The organism is Pseudomaricurvus alkylphenolicus, from assembly GCF_011683955.1.
Classification (GTDB): Bacteria; Pseudomonadota; Gammaproteobacteria; order Pseudomonadales; family Cellvibrionaceae; genus Pseudomaricurvus; species Pseudomaricurvus alkylphenolicus.
Window position 1 is genome coordinate 80,006 of sequence record NZ_JAAQPI010000005.1, and the last position, 21,251, is coordinate 101,256.

Here is a 21,251-nt window from a genome sequence, read left to right on the forward strand (position 1 = left end):
TTGCTGCCTATCGGATCCCCTCTGAGGCTTGTTACAAATAGAGCTCAAATAGAAAGACTCGATCCGCAACATAATCCTTTCGAATTTCAACAAGCTAGTCATCTTTCCGGGCATTTTTTTCCCACGAATTCTTAGGAGGAATCATATTCCCAAACGTTCTGAGCAGCTCATGGCGTCATAACCTCAGTTTCATAGCATGGTATCAATATATGGATATTAAAAATTATAATCGGTATATTGGTTGAAAATCGATTTTAATACCCTATACTGATTTGTAGATCCTGCAGCCAGGTTGCGCTTGCCGACTGTGGATCTTCTACCCGATTGAGGAGAGACAAACGTGAATCTGACAAAAATCCAAAAAGCAATTATCAATTACAACGCCCTGTTGGCAATTGGGGCAACCAGTCTACTGGCTTCGCCCGGTGTAACCCTTGCCGAAAGCCTCGCCCTGGAAGAGGTGGTCGTTACAGCGCGAAAGCGGGAAGAGAATCTTCAAGAGGTACCGGACTCGATTACGGTACTGAACAACGAAAGCCTGGAAAACGCCGGGGTGGGCAATCTCGAAGACGTGGGTGCCATTGTGCCCAATATGAGCGTTCGTCGAGCCAATAACGCCGCCTCGATGCTGATTGCGATGCGTGGTATCAACCCCTCCCGTAACACTGAACCTTCGGTGGCAGTGGTTGTCGACGGTGTACAGCAAAGTAACTTTCTGCAGTTTTCTCAGGCGTTGTCCGACGTGGCACAAATAGAAGTGCTCAAAGGGCCACAGGGTTCACTGTATGGCCGCAATGCATTGGGTGGAGCGATCAACATCGTGACTCAGCAACCGGGTGATGAGTTTGAAGCCAAGCTTGCAATGGGGCTGGGTAATGGTGAGAAAAGTGAAATCAGTGCCATACTTAGTGGTCCCCTGGTTCAAGACAAACTCTATTACCGATTGAGCACTCGGTATAGCAATTTCGATGGCGTGATCCATAATCCCACCGTCAACGATGAAGTGGATTTTGAAGAATCCCGTTCAGGTAAACTGCAGTTGAGTTATCGGGGTATTGACGCACTGGAACTTGAGGTCTATTTGTCTTATCAGGATGTCGATGCGTCGGTGTTTAACTGGATTCGTTTTGATGAACCGAATTCCCATCGCAAAACGGATGCTGAACCTAGAGGTAACCGCGTAGGCGTGGATAACTACAGTTTTGCAGACGCCACGCTCAAGGCTTCCTACGATTTTGGAGAGGTAACACTATCTTCGGTAACCAGCTATTCGGAGACGCGGGACTCCTGGCGGGGAGACGACGGTGGCCCCACAGATTTGGATTTTGGACCGTTTGACTTCGCAGGCTGTGTTTGTCGTATTCAGGACTACGATGGCTTCACCCAGGAGTTGCGCCTTGAAAACAGTAATCCGGAGAACCTTTCCTGGCTGGCTGGCGTCTATTACCTTAAACAGGAAGCTCATTTCGAACAACAGATAGTCTTTGGAGTTAACCCCTTTGACCCCAACAATAGTGAGTTTAATGCAGGTGGCAAGAGCAGTTCGGATTTTGACAATGAGACCCTGGCTGTTTTCGGACAGTTGAACTACGATTTGAGCGATGATCTGGCGCTTACTCTTGGATTGCGCTATGACCGCGATGAACGGGAACAGCATGATCTGATTTCCGGTCGCAAGGACGACGAAACCTTTTCTCTGCTGCAACCCAAAGTATCACTGTCCTACCAATTAACCGATGACGTTATGGTGTACGGAACGGCTTCTCGGGGGTTCCGCTCCGGTGGCTTTAACCCAGGTGCGGAAAATGGGTTGTTTGGTGCCTTATTCGAATCCGAAGAGATCTGGAACTACGAACTGGGCGCCAAAACCACGCTTGCTGATGGGCGGGTTACCTTGAACGGTGCCTTGTTTTATCAGCAGCTGGATGATCACCACGAATTTGTTTTTGACAGAACAGTCGGTTCTTCCGTGGTCTATAACGTTCCCGAGTCTACCATTTCAGGTATCGAACTTGAGCTTACCGCAAGACCTATCGAAAATCTGGATATCGTCGCCGGTTTAGGGCTGATGGATTCGGAGATCGAAGAGTTTGATGCCGCCGCGATTGGTTTCGACCCGGATCTGTTGCCGGGGGTTCCAGAGAACCTTCAAGGTGAGGGCAACAAACTGCCGCTGATCGCCCATCAGACCTTTAATTTGTCGGCTCAATACACGATTACCACCGAAGACTGGGAAATTATTCCCCGGGTGGATTATTCCTGGGAGGATCGCAAGTGGTGGTTCCTCGACAATACACAAGAAGCAGGCAAGCTCAGTCTGGTTAACGCCTCTGTCACCGTGCGCTACCAGGATAATCTGACCTTCCGCTTGTGGAGTGACAACCTGATGGATGAAGACTATTTCTATGAATATCTTCGTAACTTTCAGGTGGGAGCGCCATTTCCGGCTGAAGCTTATCCCGCGGCGGGACGTACCTACGGTCTTAACGTCACTTATGATTTTTAGCAAAGGAACGCAGGTGTTTATCTGAAACCAGGGGACCCCAGGGTCCCCCGCAGGTATAGAGTTTAGTAAAGAATTCGACAACAAAAATTGGAGCGAAGAATTATGTTTGATGTCGGCGGAGTGAGTCTTCCGCGCCCTTTTAAAGTCAGGAGATTGGGACATTTCGGTTTCAATGTCAGCGATGTGGATAAATCCCTGGATTTCTACTGCGGGTTACTGGGATTTATGATCTCCGACGATATTGATTTCGCCGAGCCAGGTCGCTATCCAAACCCTGAGGTTTTTGAGGGAGTCGGCAGCACCATTGGAGCATTCTTGCGTCACGGAACGGATCATCACTCCTTCGCTATTTTTCCGAGAAAAGCGTTGGATGCGATGAGTGGCGGAGAAGTGGAAGCGGACAATTCCATTAATCAAGTGACCTGGCAACTCAACAGCATGGATGAAGTTTTTCGTGGTAACCAATGGCTGGCGGAACAGGGTTACTTTATTCCCAGAATTGGCAGGGATACTCCGGGTTCCAATTGGCATACCTATCCTGTGGGTCCGGAGGGTGTGCTCAATGAGCTCTATTGCGGCATGGAGCAAATTGGATGGCAAGGTAAAAGCAAACCCGCCGACATGTATCACAGTTTTACCAGTCCGCCCGAGTTACCCCACATTCCTGAATACCAGGAGGTTCAAGGCGATGAAGAGAAGGGCAGGGATTCCAGTGAAGGTTATCGACATCGGGAACGCAGAGAAACTGCTTTTGATGTCGACGGCATTTTGCTGCCCCAGCCATTCAAGATCGTCAGGGTGGGGCCGGTACGTCTGTTTGTTCACAATATGGCGGAGACACTGGACTACTATCAAAACACTCTGGGCTTGACCTTGACCGAGTCGATTGATTTCGAGGGACATAGCTGTCATTTCCTTCGTGCAAATACCGAGCATCACTCCATTGCACTTTATCCCATCGAACTGCGAGAGCGCTTGGGGCTTAACCCACTATCGAGAACGCTGTCGTTTGGAGTGCAGCTGGCTAATTACCGACAGTTGCGCGATGCCGTAGACTTCCTCGAAAGCGAGGGCGCAACCGTTATATACCTGCCGGCGGAGTTGTCAGCGGGTATTGATTATTCCGCTTTTGTTTTAGACCCCGATGGTCATGCCATTGAGCTTTATTGCTATATGGAGCAGATCGGTTGGAACGGGGAGCCCCGTCCACAAGAGCAGCGGCGACTGATCTCCGGGGTGGTTCCAAAAAACCAATGGCCGCAAACGCTTGAGCCTGTGTCCGATGAATTTCACGGGGAACCCTTTTTGGGGCCCTGGCGCTGAACGCGCGACAAACCGAACTAACTATACTCACAATGCTTGGAGGAATCATGTCCTACAAACTCGTCAACTATTCGACAAAACAGGTGTCAGCTCCACGGTCGGGTCTGGTACTGGACGGCCGGGTGTTCGACACCGCGACTCTATTACAAAATCTGGGTGCAGAGGTCGAACCAAATCTTTCCAATATGGATATGCTTTCTGAGTGGGATCGGTTCCGTTCGATTCTGGAGGAGGCTTCTCCTGCTGCCGATGTATCCGTCGACAGCTATTCCCTCGATGAAGTTCGGTTGCATGCACCGCTGCTATACCCAAAGGCGATCTTCTGTACTGCTGCCAACTATATTGATCACGTTCGCGAGATGGCCCACGAAGACGTCAATATCGACAAAAGCGTATATCGCCCTTACTTCTTCCTGAAGGCGCCTCCAGAGCGAGCCATCGTTGGTCCGGATGTGGCGGTTAAGATGCCCGATCATTCGGAAAAATTGGATTGGGAAGCTGAGTTCGCTGTGGTCATCGGTAAAACCGCGAAGAACATCCGCAAGGAGGAGGCCATGGACTATGTGGCGGGTTATACAATCATTAACGATCTATCCGCGCGTGACCATCTTTTCCGGGAAGATTGGAAACAATTCAAGACAGACTGGTTTGGCCAGAAGTGTTTCGACCAAAGTGTGCCTATGGGGCCATGGATAATTCCAGCCAGTTCCGTAGAGAATCCCAACGATCTCAAAATTCAACTCTGGTTAAACGATACATTGACACAGGACACGGGCACGGAATATATGATTTTTGATGTGGCAGAACAAATTGAGGCACTGAGCCGGCAAATTACACTGAATCCTGGCGACGTTGTTGCTACGGGTACAGGTTCTGGCGTTGGTGGGGCATTGGGCAGCGCAGAGAAGGTGTACTTGAAGTCCGGAGACCACATCAAAATCACAATCGAAGATATTGGTACTCTGGAGAATACCATCGCATAAGGCCGGCAGCTATTGCAGGTCGATAACAGGCAATCGAAACAAAACATCGCAAGAAGGTTCACAATGACTAGTGCATTAGTAATTAACGAAACCGGTGGCCCTGAAGTTCTGCAGTGGCAGGACATCGAACTGGAATCACCGAAAGCGGGTGAAGTACGCATTAAGCATACCGCAGCCGGGCTCAACTATATTGATACCTATTTCCGCCAGGGAATATTCCCGCTCCCGAATATGCCAGGAATCCTTGGGGCCGAAGGCGTCGGCGTGATCACCGAACTTGGTGATGGCGTATCTGACCTTAGCGTTGGTGATCGGGTGGTTTACTCGGCGGGATTTGGTTCCTATTGTCTGGAACGCAATATTCTAGCCGAGAAGTTGGTCAAAGTTCCCGATGATATCGACGATATCACCGCCGCCGGCTGTTTCAGCAAGGGCACTACAGCTGAGTTTCTCCTGCTGAGGGCCTATCCACGGGATATTCAACCGGGGGACTATATTCTTGTTCATGCGGCAGCGGGTGGAGTCGGTCAGATTCTGTGCCAGTGGGCCAACCATTTGGGTGCAAACGTCATAGGTACTGTTGGCAGCGAAGAAAAGGCCGAAGTCGCACGCAACCATGGTTGTCGTGATGTCATCAACTATTCAACTGAAGACTTCGTTGAACGGGTCAGTGACATCACCGATGGCAAGGGCGTTTGTGTCGTCTTTGATGCCGTTGGCAAGAGTACTTTTGAGGGGTCTCTTGATTGCCTGCAACCCCGTGGATTTCTGATCAATTTTGGAACGGCGTCCGGGCCTCCTCCCAAGGTTGATCCTACAGATTTGATGCATAAGGGCTCCGTCTATGTCACTCGCGCGAGTCTCTTTCATTACAACGCAACGCCAGCCGACTTGTCTGCCAGCGCAGAAAAGCTTTTTGCGGTTATCCGTGAGGGGGGTGTCAAAGTCAATGTTAACCAGACCTATCCGCTACAGGACGCCGCCCAGGCGCACCAGGATTTGGCTGATAGAAAACTGATTGGTTCTACTGTGCTGATCCCCTGATCGGCACCTTCAGAAAAACAGGAGAGAAAAATGGTTAAAGCAATGGTAGTCCGTGAAACAGGCGGACCCGAAGTTTTCAGTTGGGAAGATATTGAAATCGCAGACCCAGGTGCCGGGGAAGCGCTGATCAAGCATTCGGCAATTGGTTTGAATTATATCGATGTCTATCACCGCAATGGTGAGTTCCCCGTTCCCAGCTATCCGGCTGTTGTGGGTATCGAAGGCGCAGGGGTTGTTGAAGCCGTGGGCCCGGGCGTGAACGACGTTGCCGTGGGTGATCGTGTGGCCTACACGGCAGGTATTGGTTCCTACGCGGAAAAACGATTGATCGCCGCCGACAGGCTGGTGAAAATTCCGGAGGGCATCAGTGATGTTGATGCGGCGGGCATCATCAGTAAAGGCATGACGGCCGAATCCATGATCCGTCGTTGTTATCGTGTTAAAGAGGGTGATACTGTACTGATCCATGCCGCAGCGGGCGGTATGGGTCTGATTATGAGCCAGTGGTGTAAACATCTAGGTGCACGTGTGATTGGTACCGTTAGCACCGAAAAGAAAGCTGAAATGGCCAGGGAAGCAGGGTGCGACGATGTAATCCTGTATTCCAAAGAGGACTTCGTGGCGCGGGTTAAGGAGCTGACAAATGGTGAACTCTGCGACGTTGTGTACGATTCCGTCGGTGCTACTACCTTCCTGCCTTCTATTCAATGTGTCAAGCGCAGGGGTACCTTGGTGAACTTCGGCACCTCCTCCGGTTTGGTTCCGGACTTGGACATGAGCTTGCCTTATCGTGCGGGATCCATTTACGTCACCCGAGCCAGTGTGATCGACTACACCGTTACCCGGGAGGAGGTTGTCGAGAGCGCAAATGCGGTGTGGGATGTTATCAAGGCCGGCGGTCTTACAGTAAATGTTAACCAAACCTATTCGCTGAAGGATGCCGCCAAGGCGCATGCCGATCTGGAAGCCCGCAAAACCACGGGTTCCACCGTTCTCATTCCCTGATACTCACCACTTTCACAGGGTCAAATCGTTGAACGGTCTGGCCCTGTGCTTTTTCCTGATTTATTGGTCCCTCTGTTCAGCCTCCTTTCCAATCGGTTTTCTTGGTAAACGGGAATAGTAGGCAGCGATGTCTTCGATATCTTCATCACTCATAAAGAACGTTATGCTTCGCATCGCCGGGTCAACGAAGATCTGCTCACGATAGGCCCTGAGCGCGGATTTGATATAGCCTTCGTTTTCCCCTTCGATGAGATAGCTGTCGGGGATGCTGCGATTATGGCATGCCGCGCAGGTCTTCGACTTGGCTTTGCCTTGATCCACATTACCTTTGGCATGGATTTCGGTGGCCGTCAAGCCGGATGTCAGCAGAGCCGTTGTTAGTGTCAACAGGGTTGGTAATCTCAGTGTCTTGATAGTCATTGTTGGTTTCCGGGCAAAAAAAGAGCAGCCCTGAGGCTGCTCTGTCGAAAAGATGGTAGCGGGTTATTGTGCGGCGACTTGCTTTTGAGTGGCCATAAAGCTGTTGTAAGCCCAGCCGTAGGAGGTATGCTCGCCCAGAATGGCTCCCAGTTCCATCGCCTTGGGGCTGCGCCAATCGTCCATTAACTCGGCCAGCACGGAACCCCAAGTGGTCACTTTTACACCGGCTTGAGTCATACGCATCATGGCGGCTTCCTGTACGGTTTTGTTCCAGGTGCCGGAGGCGTCGATCACAGCGTAAACGTCGTAACCTTCTGCAGCGGCTGCGATGGCGGGGAACATCAGGCAAACGTCAGTGACAATACCCGCCATAATAATTTTCTTGCGTCCGGTTTTCTTGATGGCCTTGCGGAATTCTTCGGAGTTCCAAGCATTGATCTCTCCAGAACGATTAATGATCTCGGCATCGGGAAGGTTGTTGGAAACTTCCGGCATGATCGGGCCGTTGGGACCGGAAGGGTAGCTGGCGGTAATGACGCTGGGCAGGTCCAGTGTCTTTGCCATTTTGGTGAGGCCTTTGATGTTATTCTTCAGCAATGTGGGATTCAGGTCTCTGACACCCACCAGCAGTCCGGTTTGGTGGTCGATCATTGCAAGAACAGCGTTGTCAGGGGTCAGCGTTTCTGCAAACTGCTTGGATCCTCCCAGTGCCAGCGTGGAAGTAAACAGCAGGGAGGTGAGTCCGAGCAGTGAAATCAATTTAGTCAGTTGCTTCATAATGATTGTGTCTCTAGATGGATTGGTACTTCAGATTAAAGCCTCCGGTGTCTTCAATAGAATCTCAAGAACACCAAAAGTAGCGCTAAAATATCATGGTGATGTGTGACTGATTAGCCCCGTGTTTGCTTATATGAGTTCCAGAATTAGAACAATTCTCTGGTTATTGGTTTGAGAAATAGGCCGAAAGATCTCTAATGTCCTGATCACTGAGAGAAGCGGCCACGGGACTCATTGTCGGGCTGAACCAGAATTTGCTTCGAAAGTGCCTAAGCGCTTTCTCAAGAAACAACTGTTGTTGACCTTTCAGGTTCGGGTGTTCGTCATAGCTTGCATTGTGACAGCTCCGACAAGCTTCACTCTTCAGTCTGCCCGCTTCGATGTCGCCGGAAGCAAGGGCATGTGCGCCAATGAAAATCACGGGTATTACCAAGGCATGTCTAATCATTATAGGTTCTCCTGCGTTTTAGGGTTTGATGGCGGTAGCAGCCCCGCCTTTTTCTCGTATCGGTTCCAGAGCGAGATTAACTCGGAAGTGATTTTCGGATACTTTTGGGAGAGATCTCGCCGCTCAGATATATCCTTCGAAAGATCATAGAGTGACCAGCTTTGACGATTACCCGCTGTGCCAATGGACAATAACTTCCAATCTCCCCTGCGTATCGCTCGGTGACCAAAAAGCTCCCAGCCCATGGCATAGCCAGGGGAATGAATATCGGTGGTCCGGCCCATAAGATAGGGGAGCATGGAAGTCCCCATAGGTTCGTGTATCATTCGACCGCGATAGCGGGACCCCGGATGAGAGACTTGCGCCAGATCGAGCAAGGTCGGTGTAATATCAAGAACAGAGGCAAACTCGTGACTGACCCCGGGAGCTTTGAGAGCGCCAGGAAAGCTGATAAACGCTGGAACTCGTGTGCCTCCCTCCGTTGGATAACCTTTGTAGAGGCGAAAAGGAGTGGCCACCGCCTGGGCCCAGTCGCTGCCCTGATCGATAAATGACGTGGGTCGTCCCATATTCTCCAAACGGTTGTCAAATTGCTTCATCCACTCTCCGACGCCAGGTCTGACACTGGCATTCACGCCTTCTGGTCCGTTGTCAGAGAGAAAAATGATCAACGTATTTTCATATTGGCCGCTTAACTTCAGCTGTCGAACAAGGCGGCCGATATGATGATCCATCGAGTCCACCATTGCGGCGTAAACCGCCATGCGTTTTGCCTCTATTTGCTGCTGTCGACTGTCTAGCGCGTTCCACCTTTGCTCCATCAAATCAGCTTCGTGGATTTTTACGTCGTTCGGGATCAGCTCAAGTCGTTTCAGTTTTTTCAGTCGCCGTGTCGCGATAGGCAGATAACCTGTAATGTATCGATCTTTATATTTCTCGATCAGATCATCCGGAGCTTGCAGAGGCCAGTGCGGGGCAGTATATGCCAAGTAAGCGAAAAACGGTTGTTGATCGCGGTCATCTGACGATATGAATTCGATCATTTTGTCGGTATAAAACTCTGACGAATAGAAGTTGCCTGGAAGCTCGACAGTATGATTGCCTTCACGATAACTGGCGATTGGTTGGTATACAGAGTGACCCCGAACATCAAAGTGTGAAGCAGCTCCATGAAGCAGCGCAAACGATCGATCAAATCCTCGCTCGGCGGGAGATTGCATCGGATCTAAACCCAGGTGCCACTTGCCCGCCATATAAGTGTGATAGCCAGCGTTTCTGAGCAGTGTGGCAACGGTGACAACCTGTTGGTTCAGATATCCTTCGTAGCCGGGTTTACCTCGTCTGGAATCTTGAGTGGCCTTCATTACCTCTGCCATATTGCCAAGCCCGGCTTGATGATTGTCGGTGCCTGTCAGGAGCATGGATCGTGTTGGTGAGCAGGTGGGAGCCGCGTAAAAGTTGCTGAATTTTGTGCCTCTGTTCGCCAGAGCATCGAGATTGGGTGTGTCGATTTCCCCACCAAATGATCCAATGTCTGAGAATCCCAGATCATCTGCGAGTATCACTAATATGTTTGGCCTGCCGGTGTCGGCCATAGTGGCGACATGAACAAACAGGACAAGAATAAACAGAAGTAGCGGAGCGTGTCTGTTAACAAGCCATGCATAAGTCATCATAACAATCTGTATCTAGGGGTTAGCCGAGTGTTCATCAATGGGCCATTGATTTGAACTGAATTCGCCTCCCCTGTCTGAGGAGGCGTTTTAAGAGGACGGTCCGGAATTTATTGACCAAAGTGGTATTGAAACTTCAAATATAATTCCCGGGGTCTTGAAACGTTGGCGGTATTACTGCCGGCTACCGTGGTGATTCCACCAGCTGTGGAGTAATCCTTATCGGTTAAATTCCTAACGCCCAGTGTGAGATCCCATCGGTCCATGGGCTCCAGGTAGGTGACACTGGCGTTAAGTCTGCTATAGGCCTGCTGCATCATGTCCTCGGTGTTTTCAATGCGGAAGTACTGATCGTCCGTCCATATCCAATCCAGTCTGGAACGTAATGCACCACCTCCCGTAAACGACTTAAAGTGTGACAACCCCAGGTTGAAGTTCCACTTGGGTGTGTTAGGTAGCTCAGAGCTGGTGTCTATGAAAAAGGTCGTATTTCCACCTCCCGTGGTGAGTCTGTCGCCCACAACCGATTCAATGGTGTCGTCCAGGTAACCTCCGGCAAATTCCAACTTAAGGTTCTCCGTCACAATGGCAGTCACTTCCAGCTCCAACCCTCTAAGGGTTGCCTCCGCGAGATTGGTGATAGCCGGTGCGCCGGACAGAGCCGGACTACTGGCGGTTACCTGAATATCTTCATAGTTGGTCTGAAAAACCGCGGCATTTAGACGCAGTCTGTCGTCGAGCCAGCTACTCTTGATGCCCATTTCTATAGCCGACACATATTCCGGATCGTATGACGGTAGCGCATCTGGCATTCCACCAGGGAAGCGACCCGGAAACCCTCCGTCTCGAAATCCCTCTGTGTAGCTGGCGTAGACCATAGTATCGTGGGACAGGTTGTAGGAAAGGCTCAGCAAGGGGGTCAGTTCATGGGCGGACTGCAGGCCTGTGCTCTGCTGCAACTGGTTATTCATCATAAGGGCATAGTCGTAGTACTTATCGTCTTCTGTGTAACGGAGCCCAAGCGTGAACTGGAGGGCCTCGGTGGCTTGCCAGGTCAGCTGGCCGAAAACCGCTTTTGACGTATTCTCGATATTCCGAAAATCCGTTTGCGCCAGAGGAAGAGTGTCAAAATTGAAAGCGGGAGGGAGCAGAGGCGCGACCAGGGATACCGATTGCAGGCCTGTTTCCCTGAAGTAGTAGATTCCAGCTATATAGGTAACAGAGTCCGATAGCGAGCCCAGCAATTGAACCTCCTGGGAAAACTGCTCTTGCTCGAAAGTATCATTGATGTTGTGGAAGATAACGTAGGGCGTGTAGTCGAGATCGTTGTAGAAGTTTGCATCGAACTTTCTGAATCCGCTGATTGACGTTACCGTGCCCAAATTGGACTCCCAGGAAATCGCCAGACTGCCTCCAAGGCTGTTCAGTCGGTTAACCGGCTCGATAGGCATACCCTGCGAATCGGTCCAGACAGAGTTTACAGCGTGGCGGTCGCTTGGAATCCAGATGTTCCCATAACAGGCGCGGTTGCTTTGCCGTCCAACGGCAGTGCTGCAACTGGTAAAGTCGCTGGAGATGTAACCCTGGGGCAACGGGGGTGGAAACGGGGTGCCTGAGTTAAAGCGAGAGGCAATAGGTGCGCCAGAGGCATTCAGGCTGTTGTCTGCAACATTACCCAGATTGGTGGGCACGGTAGGCGATGGCGATTCGGCAACTTCTGAGTAGTCCAATGCGAAGTCAATGGTCAGGTCCGATGTCGGTTCATAGCGAAATGTTGCACTGACGCCCCAGACGTCGTCTTCTCCCAGGTAGAGGTCATCGTACTGTAACGCTTTGACATAACCGTCTCGTTGGCGGCTGAAGGTGGCGAATCGAGCGGCAAGATCTTCGCTTAATGGCAAGTTTGCTTTGGCTTTGGCCTCAATGTACCCGTCGTTGCCGATGCTGACGGAAATGTCTGCGGAAGTATTCTCCGTTTCCGGTTTGGTAGTGACCAGATTAATCGCACCACCAATCGAGTTCCTACCAAACAGCGTTCCCTGGGGGCCTCTGAGAACCTCAGCGCGCTCAATGTCCAGGAGATCCACCAGACTGCCCAGTGATCTACCCATATAAATGCCGTCCACATAAACACCAACGGCGGGATCGCTGTTGATGGTGAAGTCCGCCTGACCAATGCCTCTGATAAATACCGTGGGCGCACTTTTCATTCCTCCCACCGCTGCCGACCCTTCGAAGCTGACATTAGGGGCTGCCGCGCCGATATCTGTCAGGTCGGTGGTGCCGCGATTCTCCAGATCGGCAGCGCTGAAGGCGCTAACGGCAATGGGTGTATCCTGGAGAGATTCTTCCATCTTTCTGGCGGTAACGACGAGCTCTTCGATAGCAAGTGTATTTTGTGGAAGAGCCAGCGTCACTGGACTCCCCAGCATTCCGATGGCCAATGCCAGAGTATTTAATCTCGCGAAATTTGAGTACATAAAGCTCTCCTGTTTATTTTAATAGGTCGTTTGGAATTCTTGCGTCTACGCCAGGAAATCCTATCAGTGGAGCTTTCTGTTTGTTTAACACATATGCGCAGCGGCTAGCGTTCCAGTGCACAATTTGTTCATCTATTAGTAGCAGTGTGTGGTTCTGTCGCCAAGAGGAAGGGCCATTCAAAATTAGAACACTCTGTTCCAATTGGGGAACATCAGTCGACTTGTGTGGTTTGATGGCATTCCATACTATCTATTAACGATAAGATGACATATTCACCAGATGCTTTCATGGAACTAAAGATGAACCTCTTGGCACTCCTGGACGTACACAGTGGGCTTCCGTTTGAGAACAATATCATTGTCAATACAAACTCTTTTGATGAGTTTCAGGATAGGTTGAACCAGAGAGTCGCGCTGGAAAGTCGATACTTTGACTCCATGGATTCCAGTCGGGGGGAGAGCTTTAAGGTGACAGCGCAAAGGGTCAACACGACTCGGATCAGTGCCTGTTATCATAGTGCTTCCTTTCATGTAACGTCGCCACCGCTGGAGACTTACCACGTGATTATCCCTATTAATGGGGTAGTTACATCAAATCACCATCACCGGGAAGTGGTAGCAGGGCAAAGTCTGTTTTTCACGCCCAATGACACGGTTGATGTGGTTTGGGGCAGAGACTCTATGGCTCTGGTGCTTACTGTGGAGATGGAGTCTTTTCTGAGTTATGTCAAGCAACAGTACTCCGTGATCGGGGAGATTACCGAACCGTCTCTGAGTGGTGTCGTGGATCTGAGTCAAGGGGGCGGCAGTCTGGTTAATATCCTGGCGACCATCAGTCGGGAAAGTCAGGTACCATCTTCCAGTTTAAATCGCAGTAACGTTTCCAGACATCTTGAACACTTACTGTTTGAGGGATTGATTTTTAGCCACCAAGGCATGAAGAAAATGATCGACCTTGATGACCGGATTAAGCCAGCTTGTGTGAAAAGGGCCATCGATTATATCGTCGATAATATCCATCGGGACATTTCACTAGCGGATTTAGTGAAAGAGACCCATGTGAGTAAAAGAACCCTTGAGAAGGGGTTCTCGAGCTCTTGCCAAACGAGTCCGATGGCGTATATTAGGCGATTAAAGCTCTCAAGAATTCGTCAGGAGCTTATGGGGTCTTCACCAGAAAAGACAACCGTCAGCGCAATCGCAGAGAATTACGGATTTTATCATGCCAGTAATTTTACTGCTCGTTACTATCAACTTTTTGCAGAGAACCCTTCCGAAACTCTGAAGAAGTAATTTCTAAAAAACTCTGAATCCGTACAGCTAATCAATATCGCTCTATTGCATAGAAAAAATAATGAGATCGCAGTTGGTAATGGATTCGATCACGATTTCCTCCCCTGTCAATGTTGACCCAGCGCCAAAGTACTTTCCATTAATACGGATAGAGCCATTGACCAGATATAGAAGACACTTTCCCGAAACCTGGTGATGGCTGTTTCGAGTCATCAAAGCACTATCCATGTTGATACGCGTGGATTGCAATGATGCCTTTTTGTAGATAATACGCTTGAATAACACGGGGGGCGAAAACACACCATTCATAAACTACCTTTTGTCTACTATTATTGAAAGCATGCAGAGAGTAAGTTGATTCAAGTCAATCTTAAAATCGATATTATATTGTAATATGCATTTAGTGTCATTTTTAAGTGACTCATTAATTCCCATTCTCTAGATCAAAAAAAGGAACAATACTATGAAAAGACTTGGCCACGTTGCTGTTTATGTGTCCGATATTGAGAAATCTCGACGCTTTTACGAAGAGGTTGTCGGACTCAAGCATTCGGAGACCCGAGGCGGTGAAGATCATAATGCGCTTAAGGATCTAAATATCACACTGTGTTTCTTGAGCTGTGGCCATTTACACCACGATTTCGTTCTTGTGGAGAAAAAAGATGGCAGAGGTGATCCTGTGGAAGTGGGTGGTTATTCACTGATGCACTTGGCATTTGAATTGGAAGCGGAAAAAACGATTGAAGAATTTTCAGAATACGTCAGGAAACAGGGTATCGAAATCGCAATGGGGCCTGTGATGCATGATCGTGAACCTGTCGGAGATGGTACATGGGGTGGTAACCATTCCGTCTATTTTCGCGATCCGGATGGACATGATATTGAAGTCTACCAGGGCATGGATGACTTCGTTGAAAACATTATTCGGTAGAGCCGGAAAAAAGACCCCCTCACCCAAGAGGATAGTGAGGGGGATGGAACTATTCCGATGCCTGCACGATTTGCATGTGCATACCCCATGGCGTCCGAAAATAGAAAAAGCCGTATTCACTGATGGCGTATACTTCCACGCCTGGCTGCTTTGCCAGATAGCGAGCGGCTTTATTCAGGTCTGGCACAGAAAAAGCAATGTGACGGGCATGGATGTGACTCAGATCGATGTTCTCGCATCGCTGATCAGGCCCTGACCACTCTGTCAGCTCTACTTTTTGCCCATTGTTGGCGATTAAAAAGGCGCCACAGTAGCCCGCTCGGGGGTGTACGCCGAAAACGTCTGACATAGTATTTCCGGTTTCGTCCGAAACCGGATTAAACATCTGTAGCAACTCAAATCCGAGAACCTCTTTGAAAAACTGTATAGCGGCATCCAGGTCAGGGACAACAAAACCCACGTGATCGATGGTAACCGTTTCAGCCAATGCGTTGAAATTGGTCAAGATACAGGACTCCTATGCTTGCAGTTGTTCGATATTCTCAAACAACGCCAAAGATCCCGGATTTGCCAGTGAGTCTCGGTTCTTCACCTCCACACCGTGGATAACATTGCGTACCGCAACTTCCACAATCTTGCCGGTAGTCGTTCTCGGAATATCCTGAACCTGAACCACAACCGCCGGAACATGGCGAGGCGTCGCGTTCTGTCGAATCTGCAATTTGATGCTGGCTTCCAGCTGTTCATCCAGCTCCAGTCCGTCTTTTAATATGACGAACAATACCACTCGGGTGTCGTCATCCCATTCCTGGCCTATCACACATGAATCAGTGATTTCCTCCATCTGTTCCACCTGGCGGTAGATCTCGGCCGTGCCGATGCGAACACCTCCGGGATTGAGTACGGTGTCGGAGCGGCCATAGATGATCAAGCCACCCTGCGCACTGATCTCTGCAAAGTCGCCATGGCACCATACGCCCGGGAACTTTTCGAAATACGCTGAGTGATATTTTTCGTCGTTAACATCGCCCCAAAAGGCTACTGGCATGGACGGAAAAGTCGCGGTGCAGACCAGTTCACCTTTCTCTTGCGTCACAGGGTAACCGTTGTCGTTGTATACCTCTACCTTCATCCCTAATGCGATACAGGCGGATTCGCCACGATAGACCGGCAAATTCGAGCTCCCCATCGCAAAACAGCCACAGATGTCGGTACCACCGGTGACCGATGACAGCCTGAAATCCGATTTGATCTCCTCATAAACATAGTCATAACACTCCGGAGCCAGAACCGAACCGGTACTGTGCAATGCTTTCAGGGACGACAAATCGTGTGTCACTCTGGGTTTTAGTCCTTCCTTTTTAACGGCGTCAATAAATTTGGCTCCCGTCTGCCAGACGTTGATCTTCGTTTCATCCACCAGGTCAAACATCGCACTGTTGGTGGGATAAAAGGGTGAGCCGTCGTATTGGACCACACTGATACCGCTGGCCAGGGCGGATATCATCCAGTTCCACATCATCCACCCGGTGGTTGTGAATCCAAACACACGTTCGCCGCTACTGAGATCGCCATGGAGAACATGCTCTCGTATGTGCGTAAGCAGTGTTCCACCGGCTCCATGAACGATGCATTTCGGTTTTCCGGTGGTGCCGGAGGAAAATAGAATAAACAGCGGGTGATCAAATGGAAAACGTTCGAACTGAATGTCCGTAGGGCTGTAATCTCGGAGAAAATCGTCCCAGACAAGCGTCCGTTCATCCAGGCTCGTGGAGTGGGGGCCGAGGCTCAGGTATTGGACCACAACGATTTTTTCAACGGAGTCCAATGAGTCTACGATGTCTTTGGCCTTTGTTCGTACATCGAAGCTCTTACCGTTGTAGTGATAGCCGTCGACAACAAACAACACCTTCGGATTCACCTGACCAAAACGATCCACAACCCCTTGGGTTCCAAAATCCGGTGAACAGGACGACCAGATGGCGCCCAGACTGGTGGTGGCGATCATGGCGATTGTCGCCTCGGGCATATTGGGCAGGTAGCCGGCCACTCGATCGCCCGCTCCAACGCCAGCATCTCGCAGGGCCTGCATCACCCGCGAAACCTGGTCGTATAATTGGTTATAGCTGATTTCGACCTTGACTTTGTCTTCTCCTCTGAAAATCAGAGCCGCAGTATCGTCGCGGCGCTTTAAGAGGTTCTCGCCGTAATTGATTTGAGCGTTTGGAAACCACTTGGCCCCGAACATTTCTTCAGCGCCGACGAGGTAGGGTTGGCACCCAAGATCACCGACACACTGATTGTAGTTCCAGAGCGCTGCCCAGAAGTCTGCAGACTGTTCCACCGACCAGCGGTAGAGTTGATGATAATCTTGCAGCGCCAGTCCGAATGACTCATTGACGTAGTGAGTGAACCGGGTCATGTTGCAGTTTGCCGCGAGTGCGGGAGAAGGGGTCCATAGGGGGGCGTCGCTCATAGAATGCTCTCAGTGCTTTTCTATAAAATTGAAGTTATGGAGTTGTGGCAGTTACGCTGATGCGGCCGAGCGCCGCTCAACGCCAGGGATCAAAATTGGGCTTACGTTTTTCGAGAAACGCGCTGGCTCCTTCGTGCTGTTCACCAGTTTCGAAATAACCCGGAGCCACACGATTAACCACGGTTGCCATGTCCTGATCCATAATGTTATCGATCTTGTGGCGGAAGGAGGCTTTGATGATTTTCAGGCAAGTGGGGCTGAGAGAGAGCATTTCGTCCGCCCACCGACGAACTTCGGCATCCAGGTATTGCTTGGGAACCACGGTGTTCACCAAGCCCCAGTCCAGCATTTGGTGAGCCGTATACTGGCGACACATTAACCACAACTCCATGGCTCGTTTGTGGCCAAGGATATTGGCGGAATGGGAAACCATATAACCTGCGGCGGGTGAACCAACGCGAGGGCCGGCCTGGCCAAAGCGTGAATTGTCCGATGCGATGGTAACATCACAGAAGTAAGCCAGGTGGTGACCTCCGCCAATACACCAGCCATTGACTCTCGCAATGACGGGTTTGGGACACTCGCTGATGGCATGCGCGAGATTATAGGTGTATTCCTTGTCTGCCAGGCCACCTTCTCTTTCCCAGTTAACATCCCCGCCGACGCAAAAGGCTTTATCCCCGGTTCCCGTTAATACAACAACGCCGACTTTACTGTCGCTGCCAGCGGTTTTCAGGGCATCTTCTATTTCGTGAAGTGTCAATTGCGTCCAGGCGTTGAGGACTTCGGGGCGGTTTATCGTGATGGTTGCTACAAGGTTATCTACAGAATAGAGCAGGTGTTGATAGTTTTGCATAACGGGCCTCTTTAACAGAAATGTTTCAGTCCACAATATCGACAAGATTAGAATAAATCGATTTTCAAGTCAAATATGTGTTTTGAGGTGTTGGGCGAACGAATTCACACACTCGAATAAAGGGTGTTTTTGAAAGAATCTATGCGAATAAGGGATGTCAAGCCGCCTGACTGCTAGTGACAGTCAGGCGACGGGGAAGAAAGAGGAGGGGGATCGGGTATTTAGGAAAGGGCTTCTTCGGCGAACGCTGATTTTTCTGCCAGCACGATTTCCACGGTTTTACTAAAGTGCTTTTCGATTAATTTACACGCTTTTTCCGAATCCCTTGCCAGGGCCGCGTCCAATATTTTTTTGTGATCCAATTCAAATGGATCCGCGTCTTTTTTACTATGGGCCTTTGCATAGCTTCGTTTTCGAGCAGTGAAACCATAGGAGAGGTTGCGGAACCTTTCCATCTCATCGGAAAGCGTCTCCCGAAAACGCAGTATCCAAAAGGACTGGCAGGCGGCAACGAGACTGTCATGAAACTCTTTATGGTAAGTCGTCCATAAGGTTGAGGTGGAACTCGGGTCTTCGGGGTCGAGATAAGATGTTGATGCGAGTCGGTGAAAGGCTGCGATCATGTTGGCTTCCCAGTCGGTATCGCCGTTCTCAATTGACTCTGTGACAGCCATGCATTCCAGCGTGGTGCGTATGCGGTTGGTATCAATCAGGTGTTCTTCAGACATGGGCGCCACGGTAAATCCACGTTGACCTTCCGCAATCACAAATCCAACGGCTGCGAGACGGGACAGGGCTTCTCGCAAGGGACTGAGAGAGACATCATACACATCGCGAAGATCACCGATCGGCAATTTGGTGCCGGGCATCCAGACACCTGAAACAATATCGCGTTTCAGGTTTTCATAGACATCTGCCGTTTTTGTCTTGCCTTGCTCTTTCTTTGCCGCTGTGGATGCTCTGGCCACGTTCCCCCCTGGTTCAACCTACGAACGGTTATCTGCTTCTGAGTGTCATTGTAGCCGATGGTATGGAGCAAAAAAACTATTAATGACTGAATGAAGATATTCAGACCTTCAAATAGGTTTTGGGCCTTATTATCGATATTGGTTTAAAAATCAACGAATTGGATGGTTATATCGTCATTTGAATTCAGGTCGATCTGACCAAAACTGACCTTAAAAATCATTTATTTATAAAAAATATATTGTTGTCTATAAAATCGATTATATGTTAGTTTGAAAATGTCAGCGAAACCTGTTCGGGAGAAACCTGCCTATGGGCGATGTACAAAGCGTCAATGTGACAAAAGTAATCGATGAGCGACCCTTAAGTCGCTTTCAGAAGACTGTCATTGCACTGTGTGGAATTGTTGCGATGCTGGATGGTTTCGACACTTTGTCGATCAGTTTCGTGGCCCCGGTGATTGCAGAGCAATGGGGTGTGGAGCGTTCCCAGTTTGGCCCCATTTTTTCGTCAGCATTGGTCGGTTTGTTGGTGGGTGCATTAACGCTGGGGGCGTTGGCGGATCGGGTGGGGCGTCGCTGGGTGATTATCCTCTCGACGGGCGGCTTCGGATTCTTCGCGTTTCTGACCGCCTACGCCGAAACTCTGAATGAGTTGATGATTCTAAGGTTCCTTACGGGGCTTGGCCTTGGTGGTGCCATGCCCAATATCATTGCGATGACGTCGGAATACTCCCCCAAACGTGTCAAAACCCTGGCCGTTGTGGTCATGTTTTCAGGCTTTCCTCTGGGGGCCATGTTAGGTGGACTGGTAAGTGCGCAGCTCATCGGCGCTTTTGGATGGGAGAGCGTGTTTATTTTTGGTGGCATGTTGCCTATTGTTATGGTGCCTGTACTCTACTTTTGGCTCCCTGAGTCAATTCCCTATCTGGTACTCAAGAATGCCCAGACCAGTCACGGTGGCCGTATTGCTGCCTATCTCGCCAGGATTGACTCGAAACAGGTTTTCAATGCAGACGATAACTTCTATATGCCGGAACCTCCGGCTGCAGACTCATCGGTAAAAAGTCTGTTTGATCAAAACCGCGCGCAAGTGACAGTCATGCTGTGGGCGGTTTTCTTTACCAATTTGTTGATGTTCTATTTCTTATCGCAATGGTTGCCGATTGTTCTCTCCGGCGCCGGACTGCCTGTACACCTGGCCATTGTGGCATCGGTGCTGCTGAGTTTCGGCAATATCTTCGGTGGTATCTTTCTCGGTCGTATGGCGGACAAGTTCGGTCCATTCCGTGTCCTGGGCTTTAATTACATTGCCGCTGGCGTTTTCGCCGCTCTGATCGGTGTAGCCAGTTCAAATTTGTATCTGGTCTCGGCCATGGTCTTTTTGGCTGGCTTTTCGGTCGGGGGAGGGCAGCTCGTCGCCAACAGTCTGGCGGCGATTCTTTATCCGGTTGCGATTCGATCCACGGGTATCGGCTGGGCCGTCGGCTGGGGGCGTATAGGGGCAATTTGTGGTCCTCTGTTAGCCGGTGGGCTCATTGCTCTGGGCTTGTCTATTGAGATGCTGTTTGTTGCTTGCGGTGTTCCGGCGCTGCTGGCCTCTTATGCGGTATTTTCTATGGGAAACATGAAAACTGAGTCGTTGGGCGTGCAACGGGAGAGCTGCAGTTTATGACGGATGCCATTCCCACGGAAACAGTCTATGTCAATTCCGAAGGGTTTCTGCGCATGAAGCTCTATGTTATTCAGACTGCGCCTGCTGAGGACATAGAGTCGCTTGCCGTACACCTGAAGGCCCACTTGGAGTACCAGGTCATGTTGGAAAAGAGGGGCATTCTGTTTGCCGCCGGCCCAATTTGGGGCGATGATGAAGACAATTGGCACGGTGAGGGGTTAGTGATTATCAGAGCGGAGTCGCTGTTGCAGGCCCAAGCCATTGCCGCCGAGGACCCGATGCATAGCAGTGGCGCACGCCACTTTCAGGTTAAGCCGTGGCTGCTCAACGAGGGCAGCCTGGAGGTGAATCTTAGCTTTTCTGACTGTAGTATGCGTCTCAGGTAACGCCAGGGGG

The 21,251-nt window shown here is 50.2% G+C and carries 18 protein-coding genes; 9 read left to right on the forward strand and 9 right to left on the reverse strand.

Features of this window, described 5'->3' with window-relative positions:
• Window positions 1-340 precede the first annotated feature (340 nt).
• From HBA55_RS14600 to HBA55_RS14620, 5 genes are all read left to right on the forward strand, one after another.
• Window positions 341-2,506: a TonB-dependent receptor domain-containing protein gene (locus HBA55_RS14600; RefSeq protein ID WP_166992706.1), complete on the forward strand. Its 2,166-nt coding sequence runs from the start codon at window positions 341-343 to the stop codon at window positions 2,504-2,506.
• Window positions 2,507-2,608: 102 nt separating this feature from the next.
• On the forward strand, window positions 2,609-3,829 hold the full coding sequence (locus HBA55_RS14605) for a VOC family protein (protein ID WP_166992709.1): 1,221 nt from the start codon (window positions 2,609-2,611) through the stop codon (window positions 3,827-3,829).
• Window positions 3,830-3,876: 47 nt separating this feature from the next.
• Window positions 3,877-4,812 carry a fumarylacetoacetate hydrolase family protein gene (locus HBA55_RS14610; RefSeq protein WP_166992712.1) on the forward strand — a complete coding sequence of 312 codons (936 nt, stop codon included), beginning with the start codon at window positions 3,877-3,879 and terminating at the stop codon, window positions 4,810-4,812.
• A gap of 63 nt (window positions 4,813-4,875) precedes the next feature.
• The gene (locus tag HBA55_RS14615; protein WP_166992715.1) at window positions 4,876-5,856 is read left to right on the forward strand and encodes a quinone oxidoreductase family protein; all 981 of its coding nucleotides are present in this window, start codon (window positions 4,876-4,878) and stop codon (window positions 5,854-5,856) included.
• 30 nt (window positions 5,857-5,886) lie between these two features.
• The gene (locus tag HBA55_RS14620; RefSeq protein WP_166992718.1) at window positions 5,887-6,861 is read left to right on the forward strand and encodes a quinone oxidoreductase family protein; all 975 of its coding nucleotides are present in this window, start codon (window positions 5,887-5,889) and stop codon (window positions 6,859-6,861) included.
• Window positions 6,862-6,921: 60 nt separating this feature from the next.
• On the opposite strand, the gene HBA55_RS14625 is transcribed toward HBA55_RS14620, so the two are convergent.
• The 5 genes from HBA55_RS14625 to HBA55_RS14645 form a co-directional block, all read right to left on the reverse strand.
• The gene (locus tag HBA55_RS14625) at window positions 6,922-7,281 is read right to left on the reverse strand and encodes a c-type cytochrome (RefSeq protein ID WP_166992721.1); all 360 of its coding nucleotides are present in this window, start codon (window positions 7,279-7,281) and stop codon (window positions 6,922-6,924) included.
• A gap of 63 nt (window positions 7,282-7,344) precedes the next feature.
• Window positions 7,345-8,058: a hydrolase gene (locus tag HBA55_RS14630; protein WP_166992724.1), complete on the reverse strand. Its 714-nt coding sequence runs from the start codon at window positions 8,056-8,058 to the stop codon at window positions 7,345-7,347.
• A 163-nt stretch (window positions 8,059-8,221) separates the two neighbouring features.
• The gene (locus HBA55_RS14635; RefSeq protein WP_166992727.1) at window positions 8,222-8,506 is read right to left on the reverse strand and encodes a c-type cytochrome; all 285 of its coding nucleotides are present in this window, start codon (window positions 8,504-8,506) and stop codon (window positions 8,222-8,224) included.
• Complete coding sequence (locus tag HBA55_RS14640) at window positions 8,506-10,182, reverse strand: arylsulfatase (RefSeq protein ID WP_206019809.1); 1,677 nt, start codon at window positions 10,180-10,182, stop codon at window positions 8,506-8,508. The genes HBA55_RS14635 and HBA55_RS14640 overlap by 1 nt, the downstream gene beginning before the upstream one ends.
• A 107-nt stretch (window positions 10,183-10,289) precedes the next feature.
• Window positions 10,290-12,659, reverse strand: a complete 2,370-nt coding sequence (locus tag HBA55_RS14645) for a TonB-dependent receptor (protein WP_166992730.1) — start codon at window positions 12,657-12,659, stop codon at window positions 10,290-10,292.
• A gap of 288 nt (window positions 12,660-12,947) precedes the next feature.
• Between HBA55_RS14645 and HBA55_RS14650 the strand changes: the two genes are divergently transcribed.
• Window positions 12,948-13,952: a helix-turn-helix domain-containing protein gene (locus tag HBA55_RS14650; protein ID WP_166992733.1), complete on the forward strand. Its 1,005-nt coding sequence runs from the start codon at window positions 12,948-12,950 to the stop codon at window positions 13,950-13,952.
• Between the two features lie 463 nt (window positions 13,953-14,415).
• Window positions 14,416-14,883, forward strand: a complete 468-nt coding sequence (locus HBA55_RS14655; RefSeq protein ID WP_166992736.1) for a VOC family protein — start codon at window positions 14,416-14,418, stop codon at window positions 14,881-14,883.
• A gap of 49 nt (window positions 14,884-14,932) precedes the next feature.
• Here the strand turns inward: HBA55_RS14655 and HBA55_RS14660 are convergent, their stop codons facing one another.
• The 4 genes from HBA55_RS14660 to HBA55_RS14675 all read right to left on the reverse strand — a co-directional run bounded on the left by HBA55_RS14660 (window position 14,933) and on the right by HBA55_RS14675 (window position 19,183).
• Complete coding sequence (locus HBA55_RS14660) at window positions 14,933-15,388, reverse strand: VOC family protein (RefSeq protein WP_166992739.1); 456 nt, start codon at window positions 15,386-15,388, stop codon at window positions 14,933-14,935.
• 12 nt (window positions 15,389-15,400) lie between these two features.
• On the reverse strand, window positions 15,401-17,359 hold the full coding sequence (locus tag HBA55_RS14665) for an acetoacetate--CoA ligase (protein WP_166992742.1): 1,959 nt from the start codon (window positions 17,357-17,359) through the stop codon (window positions 15,401-15,403).
• A gap of 76 nt (window positions 17,360-17,435) precedes the next feature.
• Window positions 17,436-18,215 (reverse strand): enoyl-CoA hydratase-related protein, encoded by a 780-nt coding sequence (locus HBA55_RS14670; protein ID WP_166992745.1) that lies wholly within the window; start codon window positions 18,213-18,215, stop codon window positions 17,436-17,438.
• 221 nt (window positions 18,216-18,436) lie between these two features.
• Complete coding sequence (locus HBA55_RS14675; RefSeq protein WP_166992748.1) at window positions 18,437-19,183, reverse strand: FCD domain-containing protein; 747 nt, start codon at window positions 19,181-19,183, stop codon at window positions 18,437-18,439.
• A gap of 310 nt (window positions 19,184-19,493) precedes the next feature.
• On the opposite strand from HBA55_RS14675, the gene HBA55_RS14680 reads away from it, so the two are divergent.
• Together HBA55_RS14680 and HBA55_RS14685 are read left to right on the forward strand one after the other, a co-directional pair.
• Window positions 19,494-20,855: an MFS transporter gene (locus HBA55_RS14680; RefSeq protein WP_166992751.1), complete on the forward strand. Its 1,362-nt coding sequence runs from the start codon at window positions 19,494-19,496 to the stop codon at window positions 20,853-20,855.
• A complete protein-coding gene (locus HBA55_RS14685) occupies window positions 20,852-21,241 on the forward strand; it encodes a YciI family protein (protein WP_166992754.1) in 390 nt (129 codons plus the stop codon). The genes HBA55_RS14680 and HBA55_RS14685 overlap by 4 nt, the downstream gene beginning before the upstream one ends.
• The last annotated feature ends 10 nt before the right edge of the window (window positions 21,242-21,251 follow it).